Source organism: Leucobacter sp. (assembly GCF_053528595.1).
In genome coordinates this window covers 45,664-61,179 of the sequence record NZ_JAIVPF010000002.1, presented here as the reverse complement: position 1 = coordinate 61,179, position 15,516 = coordinate 45,664, and the positions used below count along the sequence as shown (strand labels likewise).

The 15,516-nt window shown below is 71.4% G+C and carries 14 protein-coding genes; 12 read left to right on the top strand and 2 right to left on the bottom strand.

What is annotated here, in order from left to right:
- Positions 1 to 40 precede the first annotated feature (40 nt).
- From lysA to ACWKZU_RS00380, 7 genes are all read left to right on the top strand, one after another.
- Entirely contained in the window at positions 41 to 1,480 is a 1,440-nt protein-coding gene (gene lysA / locus ACWKZU_RS00410; RefSeq protein ID WP_449280416.1) for a diaminopimelate decarboxylase, read from the top strand.
- Positions 1,477 to 2,787: a homoserine dehydrogenase gene (locus tag ACWKZU_RS00405; RefSeq protein WP_449280415.1), complete on the top strand. Its 1,311-nt coding sequence runs from the start codon at positions 1,477 to 1,479 to the stop codon at positions 2,785 to 2,787. Before lysA ends, ACWKZU_RS00405 begins: the two co-directional genes overlap by 4 nt.
- Positions 2,784 to 3,731 (top strand): homoserine kinase, encoded by a 948-nt coding sequence (thrB, locus tag ACWKZU_RS00400; protein WP_449280414.1) that lies wholly within the window; start codon positions 2,784 to 2,786, stop codon positions 3,729 to 3,731. The genes ACWKZU_RS00405 and thrB overlap by 4 nt, the downstream gene beginning before the upstream one ends.
- Before the next feature lie 225 nt (positions 3,732 to 3,956).
- Entirely contained in the window at positions 3,957 to 6,008 is a 2,052-nt protein-coding gene (rho, locus tag ACWKZU_RS00395) for a transcription termination factor Rho (RefSeq protein WP_449280413.1), read from the top strand.
- Entirely contained in the window at positions 6,008 to 7,081 is a 1,074-nt protein-coding gene (gene prfA / locus ACWKZU_RS00390) for a peptide chain release factor 1 (protein ID WP_449280412.1), read from the top strand. Before rho ends, prfA begins: the two co-directional genes overlap by 1 nt.
- A gap of 108 nt (positions 7,082 to 7,189) precedes the next feature.
- Positions 7,190 to 7,738 carry a GNAT family N-acetyltransferase gene (locus tag ACWKZU_RS00385; RefSeq protein ID WP_449280411.1) on the top strand — a complete coding sequence of 183 codons (549 nt, stop codon included), beginning with the start codon at positions 7,190 to 7,192 and terminating at the stop codon, positions 7,736 to 7,738.
- 87 nt (positions 7,739 to 7,825) lie between these two features.
- Positions 7,826 to 9,217, top strand: a complete 1,392-nt coding sequence (locus ACWKZU_RS00380) for an MFS transporter (protein WP_449280410.1) — start codon at positions 7,826 to 7,828, stop codon at positions 9,215 to 9,217.
- Between the two features lie 67 nt (positions 9,218 to 9,284).
- Here the strand turns inward: ACWKZU_RS00380 and cysE are convergent, their stop codons facing one another.
- On the bottom strand, positions 9,285 to 9,854 hold the full coding sequence (gene cysE, locus ACWKZU_RS00375; protein WP_449280409.1) for a serine O-acetyltransferase: 570 nt from the start codon (positions 9,852 to 9,854) through the stop codon (positions 9,285 to 9,287).
- A 162-nt stretch (positions 9,855 to 10,016) separates the two neighbouring features.
- Positions 10,017 to 10,952 carry a cysteine synthase A gene (gene cysK / locus ACWKZU_RS00370; protein WP_449280408.1) on the bottom strand — a complete coding sequence of 312 codons (936 nt, stop codon included), beginning with the start codon at positions 10,950 to 10,952 and terminating at the stop codon, positions 10,017 to 10,019.
- A 257-nt stretch (positions 10,953 to 11,209) separates the two neighbouring features.
- On the opposite strand from cysK, the gene prmC reads away from it, so the two are divergent.
- From prmC to atpB, 5 genes are all read left to right on the top strand, one after another.
- Positions 11,210 to 12,097, top strand: a complete 888-nt coding sequence (gene prmC / locus ACWKZU_RS00365) for a peptide chain release factor N(5)-glutamine methyltransferase (RefSeq protein ID WP_449280407.1) — start codon at positions 11,210 to 11,212, stop codon at positions 12,095 to 12,097.
- 61 nt (positions 12,098 to 12,158) lie between these two features.
- The gene (locus ACWKZU_RS00360) at positions 12,159 to 12,824 is read left to right on the top strand and encodes an L-threonylcarbamoyladenylate synthase (RefSeq protein WP_449280406.1); all 666 of its coding nucleotides are present in this window, start codon (positions 12,159 to 12,161) and stop codon (positions 12,822 to 12,824) included.
- Between the two features lies 1 nt (position 12,825).
- Entirely contained in the window at positions 12,826 to 14,052 is a 1,227-nt protein-coding gene (locus tag ACWKZU_RS00355; protein WP_449280405.1) for an MraY family glycosyltransferase, read from the top strand.
- Positions 14,049 to 14,519: a 3-oxoacyl-ACP reductase gene (locus ACWKZU_RS00350; protein ID WP_449280404.1), complete on the top strand. Its 471-nt coding sequence runs from the start codon at positions 14,049 to 14,051 to the stop codon at positions 14,517 to 14,519. Before ACWKZU_RS00355 ends, ACWKZU_RS00350 begins: the two co-directional genes overlap by 4 nt.
- A 165-nt stretch (positions 14,520 to 14,684) precedes the next feature.
- A complete protein-coding gene (gene atpB / locus ACWKZU_RS00345) occupies positions 14,685 to 15,506 on the top strand; it encodes a F0F1 ATP synthase subunit A (protein WP_449280403.1) in 822 nt (273 codons plus the stop codon).
- The last annotated feature ends 10 nt before the right edge of the window (positions 15,507 to 15,516 follow it).

The following is a 15,516-nucleotide window of genomic DNA, read 5'->3' as shown; positions in this document are numbered from 1 at the left end:
CCCGGCCGATCCGCAGCACGCAGACCACCAGGAGCGAACGATGACGCAGACGCAGGCCGCTGCAGATCCCAACGCCATCGACCCGCGCGTCTTCCCGCCCACCGCCCGCCGCGGCCGCGAGTGCGGGCAGCTCAAGCTCGCCGGCATCCGAGCGACCGAGCTCACGGAACGGTACGGATCGCCGCTGTACGTGGTCGATGAGCAGGCGGCGCGGGATCGGGCGCGCGAGGTGCGCGAGGCCCTGCAGCGCGAAGCGGAGCGGATCGGCACCACCGCGACGGTCTACTACGCCGGCAAGGCCTTCAGCTGCGTCGAGGTGATGCGCTGGATGACCGAGGAAGGGCTCGCCATCGACGTCGCGAGCGGCGGCGAACTCGCCGTGGCGCTCGCGGCCGGAGTCGACCCCGCGCGCATCGGGTTCCACGGCAACAACAAGTCCGAGCGCGAGATCGCGCGCGCGGTCGAGGCCGGGGTCGGCACCATCATCATCGACAGCGAGGTCGAGACCGAGCGCGTCGCCGCGGCGGCCGCAGCTGCGGGCGTGCGGCAGCGCGTGCGGCTGCGGGTCAACAGCGGCGTGCACGCCTCGACCCACGACTTCCTCGCCACCTCGCACGAGGATCAGAAGTTCGGCCAGCCGCTCGAAGAGGCCCCGCGCCTCGTCGCGGCGATCCTCGCCCACGACGGCCTCGACTTCGTCGGCCTGCACTGCCACATCGGCTCCCAGATCTTCGCCACCGACGGCTTCCGCGAATCCGCCAGGCGGCTGCTGGGCGCGTACCCCGAGCTCGAGCGGCTCGCGGGCGGCCCGATCCCCGAGCTCAATCTCGGCGGCGGCTTCGGCATCGCCTACACGAGCGCCCAGGCCGACGAGACCCCCGCGATCGCCGACATCGCCCGCGAACTGGCCGACATCGTCGCCGCGAGCGCGGAGGAGTTCGGGGTCGCCGTGCCGCGGCTCGCCTTCGAGCCCGGGCGCGTGATCATCGGCCAGGCCGGCGTGACGCTGTACACGGTGGGCACCACGAAGGCGGTGCAGCTGGCCGGCTCCGACGCCGCCGCCGATCCCGCCGACCTCGGCTACCCGGAACGGCTCTACGTGAGCGTCGACGGCGGCATGAGCGACAACGCCCGGCCCGCGCTCTACGGCGCCGACTACCAGGTGCGCATCGCGAACCGGCCGAGCGAGGCCGAGCCGGCGCTCGTGCGCGTGGTGGGCAAGCACTGCGAGGCCGGCGACATCGTGGTGCAGCGCGACCTGCTGCCCGGCGACGTGCGCCCGGGCGACACCCTGGCCGTCGCGGCGACCGGGGCCTACTGCTGGTCGCTCTCCAGCAACTACAACTACGTGCCGCGACCGCCGGTCGTGGCGGTGCGCGACGGCGGCTCGCGGCTCATCGTGCGCGGTGAGACCGAGGACGAGCTGCTCGCGAAGAGCGTCTTCGGACAGGACGAACACACGAACGGAGAAACCAAGTGAACGGGTACCGCGATCTGCGTGTTGCGCTGCTGGGCTGCGGCTCGGTCGGAGCACAGGTGGCCAGGCTGATCCTCGAGCACGGCGACGAGCTCGCCGCGCGGATCGGTGCGCGCCTGACGCTCTCCGGCATCGCGGTGCGCAACCTCGACTCCCCGCGCGACGTCGAGCTGCCGAGGGAGCTCTTCACCACGGACGCCGAGCGTCTGGTGCAGGGGGCCGACATCGTGATCGAGCTCATGGGCGGCATCGAGCCGGCCCGCACGCTCATCACGCAGGCGCTGCAGGGCGGCGCCGACGTGGTGACCGCCAACAAGGCCCTCCTCGCCGAGCACGGCCCCGAGCTCTTCGACGCGGCCGAGCAGGTGGGCGCGCAGCTCTCCTACGAGGCGGCCGTCGCCGCGGCGATCCCGATCCTGCGCCCCCTGCGCGAGAGCCTCGCGGGCGACCACATCACCCGGGTGATGGGCATCGTCAACGGCTCCACGAACTACATCCTCGACCGCATGGACCGCTTCGGCGACAGCGCCGAGGACGCCGCGCGGGTGGCGAGCGAGCTCGGCTTCCTCGAGGCCGATCCGACGCTCGACGTCGAGGGCTACGACGCCGCGCAGAAGGCCACGATCCTCGCGAGCATCGCGTTCCACACCGAGGTGCCCGTCGACGCGGTGCACCGCGAGGGCATCACCGGGATCACCGCGGAGCAGGTCGAGGCCGCGAAGAACGCCGGCTACGTGATCAAGCTGCTCGCCATCGCCGAGCGCATCACCTCGGCCGACGGGGTGGACGGCGTCTCGGCGCGGGTGTACCCGGCGCTCATCCGCCGCGATCACCCCCTCGCCGCGGTGCACGAGGGCAAGAACGCCGTCTTCGTCGAGGCCGAGGCCGCCGGCGAGCTCATGTTCTACGGCGCGGGCGCGGGCGGCGCCGAGACCGCCTCGGCCGTGCTGGGCGACCTGGTCTCAGCGGCGCGCCGGCACGTCGTCGGCGGCCCGGGCATCGCCGGGTCGCTGCACGCCGAGCTGCCGATCCTGCCGGTGGGAGAGGTCAACACGGCCTACCAGATCATGCTCGAGGTGCGCGACGAGCCGGGTGTGCTCGCGGGCATCGCCGGCATCCTCGCCGAGCACGGCGTCTCGGCGGCGAGCGTCGAGCAGTCGGTGGCGCAGGGCGCCGAGGCGCGGGCCTCGCTCGTCATCGGCACGCACGTCGCGCGCGAGGCCGACCTCGCCGCGACCGTCGACGCGCTGCGGGCCGCCGACATGGTGCTGGACGTCACCAGCGTGCTGCGGCTGGAGGGCAACGAGTGAGCGCGGGATCCGCGCCGCAGGCCGCCCGCTCCGTGCGCGTGCGCGTGCCGGCGACCAGCGCCAACCTCGGCCCCGGCTTCGACACGCTCGGCATCGCGCTCGCCTACGGCGACGAACTCGTGGCGACGACCCGCGAGGAACCGGGCGCCACCGTGCACGTGACCGGGGTCGGCGAGGGGGAGGTGCCCTCCGACGCGTCGAACCTGGTGGTGCGCTCGGCCGCGCACGTCTTCGAGCGGCTCGGGCGTCCCGTGCCGGGACTCGAGGTCGAGGCCCGCAACCGCATCCCCCACGGCCGGGGGATGGGATCTTCGGGATCGGCGATCGTCGCGGGCGTGATGATCGCCGCCGGCCTGCTGCAGAGCGACCCGGCCGACCCGATCGAGCTGAGCGAGGACGAGCTGCTCGCCTTCGCGACCGAGCTGGAGGGGCACCCCGACAACGTCGCGCCGGCGCTCTTCGGCGGGCTCACGATCGCCTGGACCACCGAGCAGGGCCCGCGCTTCAAGAAGCTGATGGTGCACCGCGGGGTCGCGCCGCTCGTGCTCGTGCCGAGCTTCACCATGTCGACCGAGCTGGCCCGCAGCCTCCAGCCGAAGCACGTGCCGCACGAGGACGCGGTGTTCAACGTGTCGCGCTCGGCGCTGCTCATCGCGGCACTCACGCAGAGCCCCGAACTGCTGCTCGAGGCCACCGAGGACCGCCTGCACCAGGACTACCGCGGCGACGCCATGCCCGCCACCCGCGACCTGATCGGCGAGCTGCGGGCCGCCGGCCACCCCGCCGTGGTCTCCGGCGCCGGCCCCTCGATCCTCGTGCTCGCGAACAGTCCGGCCGAGCGCCTCGGCGCGGCGGATCTCGTCGCCGAGCGCCACGAGGACTGGCGATCGCTGATCCTGGCGGTCGACACGAAGGGTGCTACAGTGGAGTCGATCCCGTCATAACCGCGTGCGTCCGTGCCGCCGAGACCGAGACGGTTCCCGTGCGAATCACGGGCGGAGACTCCGGGCAGTGAGCAATCGCCGCTCGCTTCACCATCGTGGGATGTGGATCGATTTCCTCACCGAGACCATTTCGTCCGGTGATCCCGAAACGCACACCTGTGCATGAGCGCGGGAAGGCGAGGCCGAATGCGCACGCTGTTCCGGCGCCGTTCCGAGAGGAAGAACGTGGAAACGAACGAAGAGACCACCACCAGCACGCCCGCAGAGGAGACCGCGCCGGTGCGCCGGCGCGCTTCGCGCCGGGTGACCGCTGCCGCGGGTGCCACCAGCGAGACCGTGGCGGTCGAGGCCGCCCCGGCCGCCGACGCCGCTCCGACCGCGGGCGCGCCCGCGACGGAGGCTCCGGCCGCCGCTGCCGAGGCGACGGCTGCGGAGACCCCGGCTGCGGAGGCGCCGAAGAAGCGCGCGACCCGGAGCCGGAAGAAGGCCGAGACCCCTGCGGCCGACGCCGCGAGCGATGCCGCCGCGAGCGATGCCGCCGCGAGCGATGCCGCCGCACCGGCCGCCGCGGATGCCGAGGCTGCGACCGGGGACGCCCCTGCCGAGGCTCCGAAGAAGCGCGCGACGCGCAGCCGGAAGAAGGCTGCCGACGCGCCCGAGGCACCCGCTGCCGAGGCTTCCGCCGACCAGGCGGCTGCGGGCGAGACCGCTGCGAGCGAGGCCCCCGCGGCGCAGGCTCCCGCCGCCGATGCCTCCGAGCCCGCCGCCGAGCAGGCCGAGGCCGCTCCGGCCAAGCGCGGCCGCAACCGTCGCGCCCAGTCCGCCGAGGCCGCCCCCGAGGGCGAGCAGGCCGAAGCCGAGGGCGCGAAGTCCGAGAGTGCGAAGCCCGAGGGCGAGCAGGCCGCCGGCGACGGCGAGAAGCCGGGCCGCAATCGCCGCGGCCGCGGCCGCGGGCAGAAGGGCGAGGCCGCCGAGCCGGCCGACGCCGGCGACCAGAGCACCGCGAACGACGAGGGCAAGGGCCGCGGCCAGTCGCAGCAGAACGGCGGCGACAAGGGCGACAAGAACGGCGACAGCGCGTCGCGCTCCAGCCGCACGCGCCAGCGCGATCGCAAGCGCCGCGGTCAGAGCGACGACCTCGAGCCCGAGATCACCGAGGACGACGTGCTGCTGCCCATCGCGGGCATCCTCGACGTGCTCGACAACTACGCCTTCGTGCGCACGAGCGGCTACCTGCCCGGCACGAGCGACGTGTACGTCTCGCTCGGCCAGGTCAAGAAGTACGGCCTCCGTCGCGGCGACGCCGTGGTCGGGGCCATCAGGCAGCCCCGGGATGGCGAGAGCGGGGGGCGTCAGAAGTACAACGCGATCGTCAAGATCGACAGCGTCAACGCCCGTCCGGTCGAGGAGAACGAGAAGCGCTCCGACATCGCGGAGCTGACGCCCGTCTTCCCGCAGGAGCGCCTGCGCCTGGAGACGACGGCCGACCGCCTGCTGGGCCGCGCGATCGACGTCGCCGCCCCCATCGGCCTCGGCCAGCGCAGCCTGCTGGTGCTGCCCGCCCGCCAGGCGGGGGTGCCCGTGCTCGCCGAGCTGGCGCAGGCCGTCAGTGCGAACCGGCCCGAGGCCCACCTCATGCTCGTGCTCGCCGACGCGCAGCCCGAAGAGGCCACGCAGCTGCAGCGCACCATCCCCGGCGAGGTCGTCGTCGCCGCCTTCGACCGGCCCGCCGAGGATCAGGCCACGATCGCGGAGCTGGCGGTCGAGCGCGCCAAGCGCCTGGTCGAGCTCGGCCACGACGTGGTCGTGCTGGTCGACTCGCTGAACCGCCTGGCTCGGGCCTACGCGCAGGCGCAGCACACCGCCGCCCGCCCCGGCCTCGACGAGATCGACGAGTTCGCGCTCGGCCAGATCAAGCGCCTGCTCGCGGCGGCTCGCAACGTGGAGAACGGCGGCTCGCTCACCGTGCTCGCCACCGTGCACGCGAAGACCGGGATCGACGCCGACAAGATGCTGCTGCGCGAGGTGCGCGCCGTGGTCAACAACGAGATCCGCTTCGAGAAGTCGCTGCCCGGCGTCGCCCCGGCCGTCGACCTCTCGGCGTCGAACACCCGCAACGCCGACGCGATGCTGGGTGCCGGCGAGGCCGCGGTGCTCTCGACCATCCGCGCGGCGCTGAGCGACGACGACGCCTCCGAGAAGGTGCTCGAGCGCCTGCGCGCCACCGAGTCGAACGCGGCACTGCTCGCCGAGATCCAGCGCTCCGGCAAGTTCTGATGTTCGAGCAGGTCGAGCAGCTGCTCGTCGAGCACGAGCAGCTGCAGGAGGAGCTCGCCGACCCCGCGTTGCACGCCGATGCCGCGCGCGCCAAGAAGGTGAACCGGCGCTACGCCGAGCTCAGCAAGATCAAGGCCGCCTACGAGCAGTGGCAGCAGCTGGGCGACGACCTCGAGGCGGCTCGCGAGCTGGCCAAGGAGGACGACGCCTTCGCCGAGGAGATCCCGGATCTCGAGACCGGTCTGGCCGACGCCCAGGAGAAGGTGCGACGGCTGCTGATCCCGCGCGATCCCGATGACGCGCGCGACGTGATCCTCGAGATCAAGGGCGGCGAGGGCGGCGCGGAGTCGGCGCTCTTCGGCGCCGATCTGCTGCGCATGTACATGCACTACGCGGAGTCCAAGGGCTGGAAGACCGAGATGCTCGAGGCCGACGAGAGCGATCTCGGCGGGTACAAGAACGTGCAGGTCGCGATCAAGTCGAACGCGACTGATCCGTCGCAGGGCGTGTGGGCGCACCTCAAGTACGAGGGCGGCGTGCACCGCGTGCAGCGCGTGCCCGTCACCGAGTCGCAGGGCCGCATCCACACCTCGACCACGGGCGTGCTCGTGTACCCCGAGGTGGACGAGCCCGAGGAGGTCGAGATCAACCAGAACGACCTCAAGATCGACGTCTACCGCTCCTCGGGCCCCGGCGGCCAGTCGGTCAACACGACCGACTCCGCCGTGCGCATCACCCACCTGCCCACGGGAATCGTGGTCGCGATGCAGAACGAGAAGTCGCAGCTGCAGAACCGCGAGGCCGCGATGCGCGTGCTCCGGGCCCGGCTGCTCGCGCGGCAGGCCGAGGAGGCCGCGGCCGAGGCGTCGGCGCACCGCTCCAGCCAGATCCGCACCATGGATCGCTCGGAGCGCATCCGCACGTACAACTTCCCGGAGAACCGCATCGCCGATCACCGCACGGGCTACAAGGCCTACAACCTCGACGCCGTGATGAACGGCGCTCTGGATCCCGTCATCGAGTCCTGCATCCGCATGGACGAGGAGGACCGGTTGAAGGCGCTCGGGCAGTAGCCGTCGGAGTTCCGCGCCCCGGGGTGGCATCGCGCCGCCCCGGGGCGCCGTCGTCTCCGGAGGGGGCCGGCGCGCGCGGCTGCGCTCCCGCGGCCCTATCATGAGACCATGACCGCCTCCGCTCCGCTCGAAGCCCCCATCGTCGGCCCCCTCGTCACCTTGCGCGCGCCGCGCGACGCGGACCTCGAGCCGCTCCTCGCGATCCTCGCCGAACCCGAGGTGGCCGTGTGGTGGGTCGGCTATACGCCGGAGCGCGTGCGGGAGGAGTTCATCGAGGCTCCCGACACCACGCGCATCATCGAGGTCGAGGGGGAGTGCGCGGGCGCGATGTACGTGCTGCGGGGCGAGGATCCCGAGTACCCGACCACTGTGATGCACCTCTTCCTCGGCACCCGCTTCCGAGGCCGCCGCATCGGCGAGGAGGCGCTCGCACTCGCGATCCGCGCCGAGTTCGCCGACGGCATCAGCCGCGTCACCCTCGACCCGAACGTCCACAACGAGGGCGCGATCCGCAGCTACGAGCGCCTGGGCTTCCGCCGCATCGGCGTGCTGCGGGACTACCAGGTGCGCCCGGGCGGACAGCTCGAGGACGCGCTCTTCCTCGACCTCACCCGGAGCGACTTCCCCGACGGACCGCCGCTGCCGCCCCGCGACTGAGCGCGGCCCGCAGCGCTCCGCCCGCTCCGCCACCCCCCCCCGCCCGGCATGCCGGGAGGAGCGACCCGGGCCGATAGCATGGAGCACATGCGAACCGCTCGACCCCTGCTTCCCTGGGTCGTCTGGGGGGTCGCGGCGCTCGCCTACGCGGTCGCCATCATCAACCGGTCGTCGCTCTCGGCGCTCGGGCCCGCGGCGCAGGACCACTTCGGCATCGACGCGACCACGCTGTCCATGTTCGCGATGATCCAGCTCGTCGTGTACGCCGGGCTGCAGATCCCGGTGGGCGTGCTGCTCGACCGCTTCGGATCGACGAACATGATCCTCGGCGGCGGAGTGCTCATGATCATCGGGCAGACGGTCATGGCGACCGCACCCGATGTGAGCCTCGCGATCCTCGCCCGCGTGCTGGTCGGGGCGGGCGACGCCTGCACCTTCATCAGCGTGATGCGCATCCTGCCCGAGTGGTTCGCGGTGCGGCAGCTGCCGACGGTGAGCCAGTTCACGGGCCTCATCGGGCAGGCGGGCCAGCTGGTCTCGGTGACTCCGCTCGCGCTGCTCGTGAGCGTGGCGGGCTGGACGAACGGCTTCCTCGGCGTCGCCGCGGTCGGACTGCTCGTCGCGATCCTCGGTGCGCTCGTGCTGCGCAACCGGCCCGGCGACAGCACCCTCTTCGAGCACCTGATCGGCCGCCAGGGCCGCCTCAGCCGGGAGGCGCGATCCCTCGCCACTCCGCCGGCCACCGGCGTCGTCGAGATGGCGCCGCCGGCCACCGAGCTGATCCCCGTCATGAAGGAGCCGCGGATGCGCGGCCTGGGCTTCTGGTCGCGCGCGCGACGGCTGCTGCGGATCCCCGGCGTGCGGCTCGCGTACTGGGTGCACTTCACCTCGCCCTTCGCCGCGAACGTGTTCATCCTGCTGTGGGGCACACCGTTCCTGGTGGGCGGAGTGGGCCTCTCGCAGCCGGCGGCGGGCGGGCTGCTCAGCCTCACGGTGATCTCGTCGATGCTGGCGGGCCTGATGCTCGGGCCGATCAGCTCCCGCTTCGTGGAGCGCCGCGTCTGGATCAACGTGGGCATCACGGTGTCGATCGCGGCGGTGTGGATCGCGGTGCTGCTCTGGCCGGGCGCGCCCCCGATGTGGCTGCTGATCCTGCTGCTCGTGGTGATGCCGCTCGGCGGCCCGGCGTCGATGATCGCCTTCGAGGTGTCGCGGTCGCACACCCCCCGCAGCTTCACGGGTTTCGGCACCGGTCTCGTGAACACCGCCGGATTCACCGCCTCGCTGCTCGTGATCGTGCTCGTCGGGCTGGTGCTCGATCTCCAGGGCGCGGGATCACCGGAGCACTACTCGCTCGGCGCGTTCAAGGTGGCCTTCGCGGTGCAGATCCCGTTCTGGCTGCTGGGGATCACGATGATCGTGATCGAGCAGCGCCGCACGAAGGGCTGGATGGAGGAGCACGGACGGCGTCTGCGCTGACGCCCCGCGGTGCGCGGATGATGCCGCCGTGCGATGCCCCCGGCGGGGCAGCCTCGCCCAGCGAGCTTCAGATGACGTAGAAGTCCGCGAGATCCGGGGTCTCGGCGAGGGGCGCCCCGCGGCGGGGCCGTCCCTGGGCGGGGATGCCGGTGAGCGTGGTCCACGGCTGCGCGGAGTGCACCACGACGGCGTTCGAGCCGACCGCGCTGTCGTGACCCAGCTCGATGTTGCCGAGCACCTTCGCGCCGGCGCCGAGGATCACGCGGTCGCCGATCGTGGGATGGCGCTTGCCGCGGCTGTGCCCCGTGCCGCCGAGCGTCACGCCGTGGTAGATCAGCACGTCGTCGCCCACCACGGCGGTCTCGCCGATCACCACGCCCATGCCGTGGTCGATGAAGAGGCGTCGGCCGATCGTGGCGCCGGGGTGGATCTCGATACCGGTGAAGAAGCGCACGAGCTGGGAGAGCGCGCGGGGGAGGAACCTCAGGCCGCGCGTCCAGAGGGCGTGCGAGACGCGGTGCCACCAGACGGCGTGCAGCCCCGAGTAGATCAGGAACACCGAGACGCTGCTGCGTGCGGCGGGGTCGCCGGCCTTCGCGGCGCCGATGTCTTCGCGGATGCGGGAGAAGATGCTCACTGCGACCCTTCGAACTCAAGTGGGCGGATCCGCGCTCCGGGGCGCGTCGACGCCGCCCCGGAGCGGCTCCCGGTGCGCCTGGACGCCCGCTGCGGATCCATGCTTCCGGCAACGGCGGGCTCGCGCAGAGGATTTCCGCGCGAGCCCGCCGTCGTGGAGATGCTAGACCTCGAGGTCCTCGAACAGCACCGTGGAGAAGTAGCGCTCGCCGAAGTCGGGCACCACGACCACGATCTTCTTGCCGGCGTTCTCGGGGCGCTTCGCCACCTGGGCGGCGGCCCACACGGCGGCGCCGCCCGAGATGCCCGCGAGGATGCCCTCGTCGGTGCCGAGAGCGCGCGCCTTGGCGATCGAGTCGGCCAGGGTGACGTCGATGACCTCGTCGTAGATCTCGCGGTCGAGGATCTCCGGCACGAAGTTCGCGCCGAGGCCCTGGATCTTGTGCGGGCCGGCCTTGCCCTCGGTGAGCAGGGGCGAGTCGATGGGCTCGACCGCGACGACGCGGATGTCCGGGTTCTGCTCCTTGAGGTAGCCGCCGGCGCCGGTGATGGTGCCGCCGGTGCCGATGCCCGAGACGAGGATGTCGACCTGGCCGTCGGTGTCGTTCCAGATCTCGGGGCCGGTGGTGGAGCGGTGGATCGCGGGGTTGGCCGGGTTGGCGAACTGCTGGGCGAGGATCGCGCCGGGGGTGTTCGCGGCGATCTCCTCGGCCTTCGCGACCGCGCCCTTCATGCCGAGGGGGCCCTCGGTGAGCACGATCTCGGCGCCGTAGGCGGCGAGCAGCTTGCGGCGCTCGATGCTCATCGTCTCGGGCATGGTGAGGATCACGCGGTAGCCGCGCGCCGCGCCGACGAAGGCGAGCGCGATGCCGGTGTTGCCGCTCGTGCCCTCGACGATCGTGCCGCCGGGCTGCAGCGCACCCGACTGCTCGGCGGCGTCGATGATCGCGATGCCGATGCGGTCCTTCACGGATCCGGCGGGGTTGTAGAACTCGAGCTTGGCGAACACCTCGGCCTCGGCGCCCTCGGTGACGCGGTTGAGCCGCACGAGGGGCGTGTTGCCGAAGGCCTGGGTGATGTTGTCGTAGGTGCGTGACATGCGCTTCGATCTCCTTCTGGAGTGGATGGGGAGTCGGTTTGGAGCCACCGAAAACTATAGCGTGAAGTTATCCGAGAGGTATCGATAACTTATGCGATGCGACGCGGTGTTACAGCGGATCGGCGGGCCGGACCCGGATCGTCGCGTCCCGGATACCGCGGCCGGGAGGCGGACTCCGGCCGGACCGTCTCCGGGCACGCCGGGGACGGGTGTCGCCGCGGGCCGACGGTCGTCCCGAGGTGTGGGAGAGTGGGGGAGTGAATGAGCGGGGCGCGGAGCACGAAGGTCGGGCGGAGGAGCTCCTCGGAGAGCTCCGGGCGGTGCTCGAGGCGGGCGGGATCGAGGATCCCGCGACCGAGTCGGAGCTGATCCTCGGCCACGTGCTCGGGGTGTCCCGGGGGCGGGTGCAGGCGCTCGCCGTGCTCGGCTCGGCGGTCGACGGCGAACGGGCAGGGGCGGCGCGCGAGCTCGCGGAGGAGCGGGCGCGCAGGATCCCGCTGCAGCATCTCACGGGGCGGGCCCCGTTCCGCTCGATCGAGCTCTCCGTCGGCCCCGGCGTGTTCGTGCCCCGGCCCGAGACCGAGACGGTCGCGCAGTTCGCGATCGACGCGCTGCAGGCCGTCCCCGCCGCCGAACCCCTGGCCGTCGACCTCTGCACCGGCAGCGGTGCGATCGCGCTCGCGATCGCGACCGAGGTGCCGACCGCGCGCGTCTGGGCCGTGGAGAAGAGCCGGGAGGCGCACGCGTGGGCCGTGCGCAACGTGGACGAGTGGGGGGCCGGCCGGGTCGAGCTGCTGCTCGGCGACGTCCGGGATCCCGGGCTGCTGGAGCACCTCGTCGGCCGCGTCGACCTGCTCGTCTCCAATCCGCCCTATGTGCCGCAGGACATGGTGCCGCGGGACCCGGAGGTGCGGGACCACGACCCCGAGCTCGCGCTCTACAGCGGGGTGGACGGACTCGACCTGATCCGCGCGATCAGTCTCGTCGGCCTGGAGCTCGTGCGCGCCGGGGGCGGCCTGGTGCTCGAGCACGCGGAGACCCAGGGGTCGGCGATCCGCCGCCTGCTCACCGCCGACGGGTGGCGTGCGGCCGCGACCCATCGCGATCTCGCTGGCCGCGATCGGGCCACGACCGCGCTGCGGTGAGAGACCTCGCGCGGCGGTGCGCTCAGCCGGCGGGAGGCAGCCGGGAGTAGAGTGGTGGGCTATGGCCGAGGTGTTCGATTGCTCCGATAGTTCCCAGCTGCTCGCAGGCATGCGCACCGCGCGCCGGGCGATCGGGCGGGGAGAGCTCGTCGTGATGCCCACCGACACGGTCTACGGAGTCGCGGCCGACGCCTTCACCCCGGACGCCGTGCAGCGGCTGCTCGACGCCAAGGGGCGCGGTCGACAGTCGCCGCCTCCGGTGCTGATCCCGAACACGAACACCCTCGCCGCGCTCGCCGCTGAGGTGACGACCCCCCTCAGCCGCCTCGCGGAGGCCTTCTGGCCGGGCGCGCTCACCATCATCACCCGGGCGAATCCCTCGCTGAGCTGGGATCTCGGCGAGACCGGCGGCACGGTCGCACTGCGGATCCCGAACCACCCGCTCGCACTCGAGCTGCTCGAGGAGACGGGGCCGCTCGCCGTCTCCTCGGCCAACCGGACCGGCGAGCCCGCGGCCCGCACCGCGGCGGGGGCGCAGGAGATGCTCGGCGACTCTATCGCGGTCTACCTCGAGGCGGGCGAGTCGGAGGGCGACGGCGTCGCCTCCACGATCGTCGACGCGACGGGTCTCGGCGAGGACGGCGGCGAGCTGCGCGTGCTGCGCGAGGGCGGGGTGAGCCGCGAGGCGATCGCCGAGCTGCTGCCGCAGGTGACCTTCGGGGACTGAGATGCTGCCCTATCTGGTCGTCGTGGCGGCCGCGGCCGTGGTCACCGCGGCGGCCTCCTACGCCGTGCTGCGGTTGAGCCGTCGGTTCCGCCTGGCGCCCGAGGTGCGGGCGCGCGACGTGCACCGCACGCCCACGCCGCGGCTCGGGGGCGTGGCGATGTTCGCCGGCATCCTCGCGGCGTTCGCGATCGCCGGCACCCAGGAGGAGTTCGCGTCGCTCTACGACCAGGGCTCGAGGATGTGGGCGCTGCTCGGCGCCTGCGCCATCATCGCGGTGGTCGGGGTGCTCGACGACCTGCTCGATCTCGACTGGATGATCAAGCTCGCCGCGCAGCTGGCCGCCGCGGGCCTGCTGGCGTGGAACGGCGTGCAGATCGTGTCGCTGCCGCTCGGCGACACCCTCATCGTGGGATCGCCGATCGTGAACTTCGTGATCACGGTGTTCCTGATGACGCTCGTGATGAACGCGGTCAACTTCGTCGACGGCCTGGACGGCCTGGTGGCGGGGGTCGCCATCATCGCGAACTCGCTGTTCTTCATCTACACGCGTCTGCTGCACGCGCAGATGGGCCAGTTCGACTCCGTGGCGTTCGCGAGCCTGCTCGCGATCGTGGTCGTGGGGGTCTGCGCCGGCTTCCTGCCCTTCAACTGGCACCGGGCGCGCATGTTCATGGGCGACACCGGCGCGCTCCTGGTGGGCCTGCTCATGGCGACCTCGACGATCTCGGTGACGGGGGAGCTCAACCCGGCCGCGCTCGACCAGAAGCTCGTGCTCGCCGCGTACATCCCCATCATCCTGCCGGTCGCGGTGCTGGCGCTGCCGCTCGCCGACTTCTCCCTCGCAGTATTTCGGCGGTTGCGGGCCGGCAAGAGCCCCTTCTCAGCCGACCGGCTGCATCTGCACCACCGCCTGCTCGACATGGGGCACTCCCCGGTGCAGGCGGTGCTCATCTTCTATCTCGGGACCGCCGTGCTGTCGGTGGCCCTGCTGCTGGTGTTCACGCTGCAGAACCTCGTGCTGCCGACGGCCGTGCTGCTGCTCGGGGCGCTTGCGTGCGGCCTGGTGCTGTTCTTCCCGATCTCGCGGGTGCGCGCAGCCGTCGCGCAGCGGCGCTTGGTACGGTTGGGGGAGCGGGGAACCCCCGCCGATGACGCCCGGAGCAGCTCGCGGAAGGCCTTGGACCGCGCAGGCGAAACAGACGAGGCAGACGAAAGGATCCCCGAGTGAGCAACCCCGCGACGCCCGAGTCGTTCGAGCAGGAGCCCACCCCCATGCCCACCTCGCAGCCGATCCTGCTGAAGGCGCTGCGGTGGGGCATCCTGGCGACGATCGCGCTGGTCGTCCTCTTCGGCGGCATCGGGTGGCTCGTCTCCGAGCAGCGGGGCCTGACCGGCGGTGCGATGGGCGCGGCCTTCGCGGGCGTCTTCCTGCTCCTCACCGTGGGCAGCATCGCCTTCGCGAACCGCTTCGTGGAGAGCCCGATCTACGTGCCGATCTTCTTCGGGATCGTGATGGGCGCCTGGCTCGTGAAGTTCATCGGCTTCATCGTCGCCCTGCTGATCCTGCGCGGGCAGCCCTGGCTGGATCCCCGCATGTTCTTCTTCGGCCTGCTCGCCGGTGTGATCGTCTCCCTGGTGCTCGACGTGCTCGTGGTGACCAAGTCGAGGCTCCCGTACGTCTCCGACCCGCGCTGAGCGGATATCCCGCCCCTGAAACCGGAGGCGAGTTTCGCCTCGGGCTGAATCCTTGTTAGGATTGAGGAGTTCCCTGCCGGGTCGTGCTTGAGTCATGCCTGTCAGGCCGGGGGCACGACCATCGTTCGACGCTGTACAGCCATGTCTGTACCCCGAATCAGGAGAATGGCGCTGTTCGCAAACGCTATGCACCTCGTGACCCCAAGTATCTTCGCCGCCGATGGGGAGTTCCATCCGCCGTCGATCAATGAGTTCTTCCCTCCGGCGCTGTGGTTCGAAGGCACGCCCTTCGAGATCAACCGGATCATGCTCATCCGCATCGTCATGGCCGTGCTCCTGCTCGTGCTGTTCTGGCTCGGCACCCGCAGGATGCGCGTGATCCCGACCCGGGGCCAGTCGCTGACGGAGATGGCGCTCGACTTCGTGCGCATCAACATCGCGGACGACCTGCTCGGCAAGGTCGACGGGCGGCGCTTCCTGCCCATCCTGACCGCCATGTTCTTCATGATCCTCGCCTTCAACATCACTGGCATCATCCCGGGTCTCAACATCGCGGCCTCCTCGGTCATCGGGACGCCGCTCGTGCTCGCGGTCGTGTCGTACGTGACCTTCATCTACGCCGGCATCAAGAAGAGCCCGAAGAACTTCTTCAAGAACTCGCTCTTCCCCTCGGGCGTGCCGTGGCCGGTGTACATCATCGTGACGCCGATCGAGCTCATCTCGACCTTCGTCATCCGCCCGGTGACGCTCACCCTCCGTCTGCTCATGAACATGATGGTCGGGCACCTGCTGCTCGTGCTGTTCTTCGCGGCCACCAACTTCTTCATCCTGTACGCCGGGGGCTTCTTCCCCGCGCTCGGCGTCTTCACCTTCGCGTTCGGCTTCGCGTTCACGCTCTTCGAGATCCTCGTCGCAGTGCTGCAGGCCTACGTGTTCACCCTGCTCACCGCGGTCTACATCCAGCTCGCGCTGGCCGAAGACCACTAATACCAACCGA

What these genes read in the sequence shown, in the direction of transcription:
- ACWKZU_RS00380 (WP_449280410.1), top strand. Translation starts at nt 7,826, where the DNA reads ATGCGAACCGCTCGACCCCTGCTTCCCTGGGTCGTCTGGGGGGTCGCG.
- ACWKZU_RS00385 (WP_449280411.1), top strand. Translation starts at nt 7,190, where the DNA reads ATGACCGCCTCCGCTCCGCTCGAAGCCCCCATCGTCGGCCCCCTCGTC.
- lysA (WP_449280416.1), top strand. Translation starts at nt 41, where the DNA reads ATGACGCAGACGCAGGCCGCTGCAGATCCCAACGCCATCGACCCGCGC.
- ACWKZU_RS00360 (WP_449280406.1), top strand. Translation starts at nt 12,159, where the DNA reads ATGGCCGAGGTGTTCGATTGCTCCGATAGTTCCCAGCTGCTCGCAGGC.
- prfA (WP_449280412.1), top strand. Translation starts at nt 6,008, where the DNA reads ATGTTCGAGCAGGTCGAGCAGCTGCTCGTCGAGCACGAGCAGCTGCAG.
- ACWKZU_RS00355 (WP_449280405.1), top strand. Translation starts at nt 12,826, where the DNA reads ATGCTGCCCTATCTGGTCGTCGTGGCGGCCGCGGCCGTGGTCACCGCG.
- atpB (WP_449280403.1), top strand. Translation starts at nt 14,685, where the DNA reads ATGGCGCTGTTCGCAAACGCTATGCACCTCGTGACCCCAAGTATCTTC.
- cysK (WP_449280408.1), bottom strand. Translation starts at nt 10,952, where the DNA reads ATGTCACGCACCTACGACAACATCACCCAGGCCTTCGGCAACACGCCC.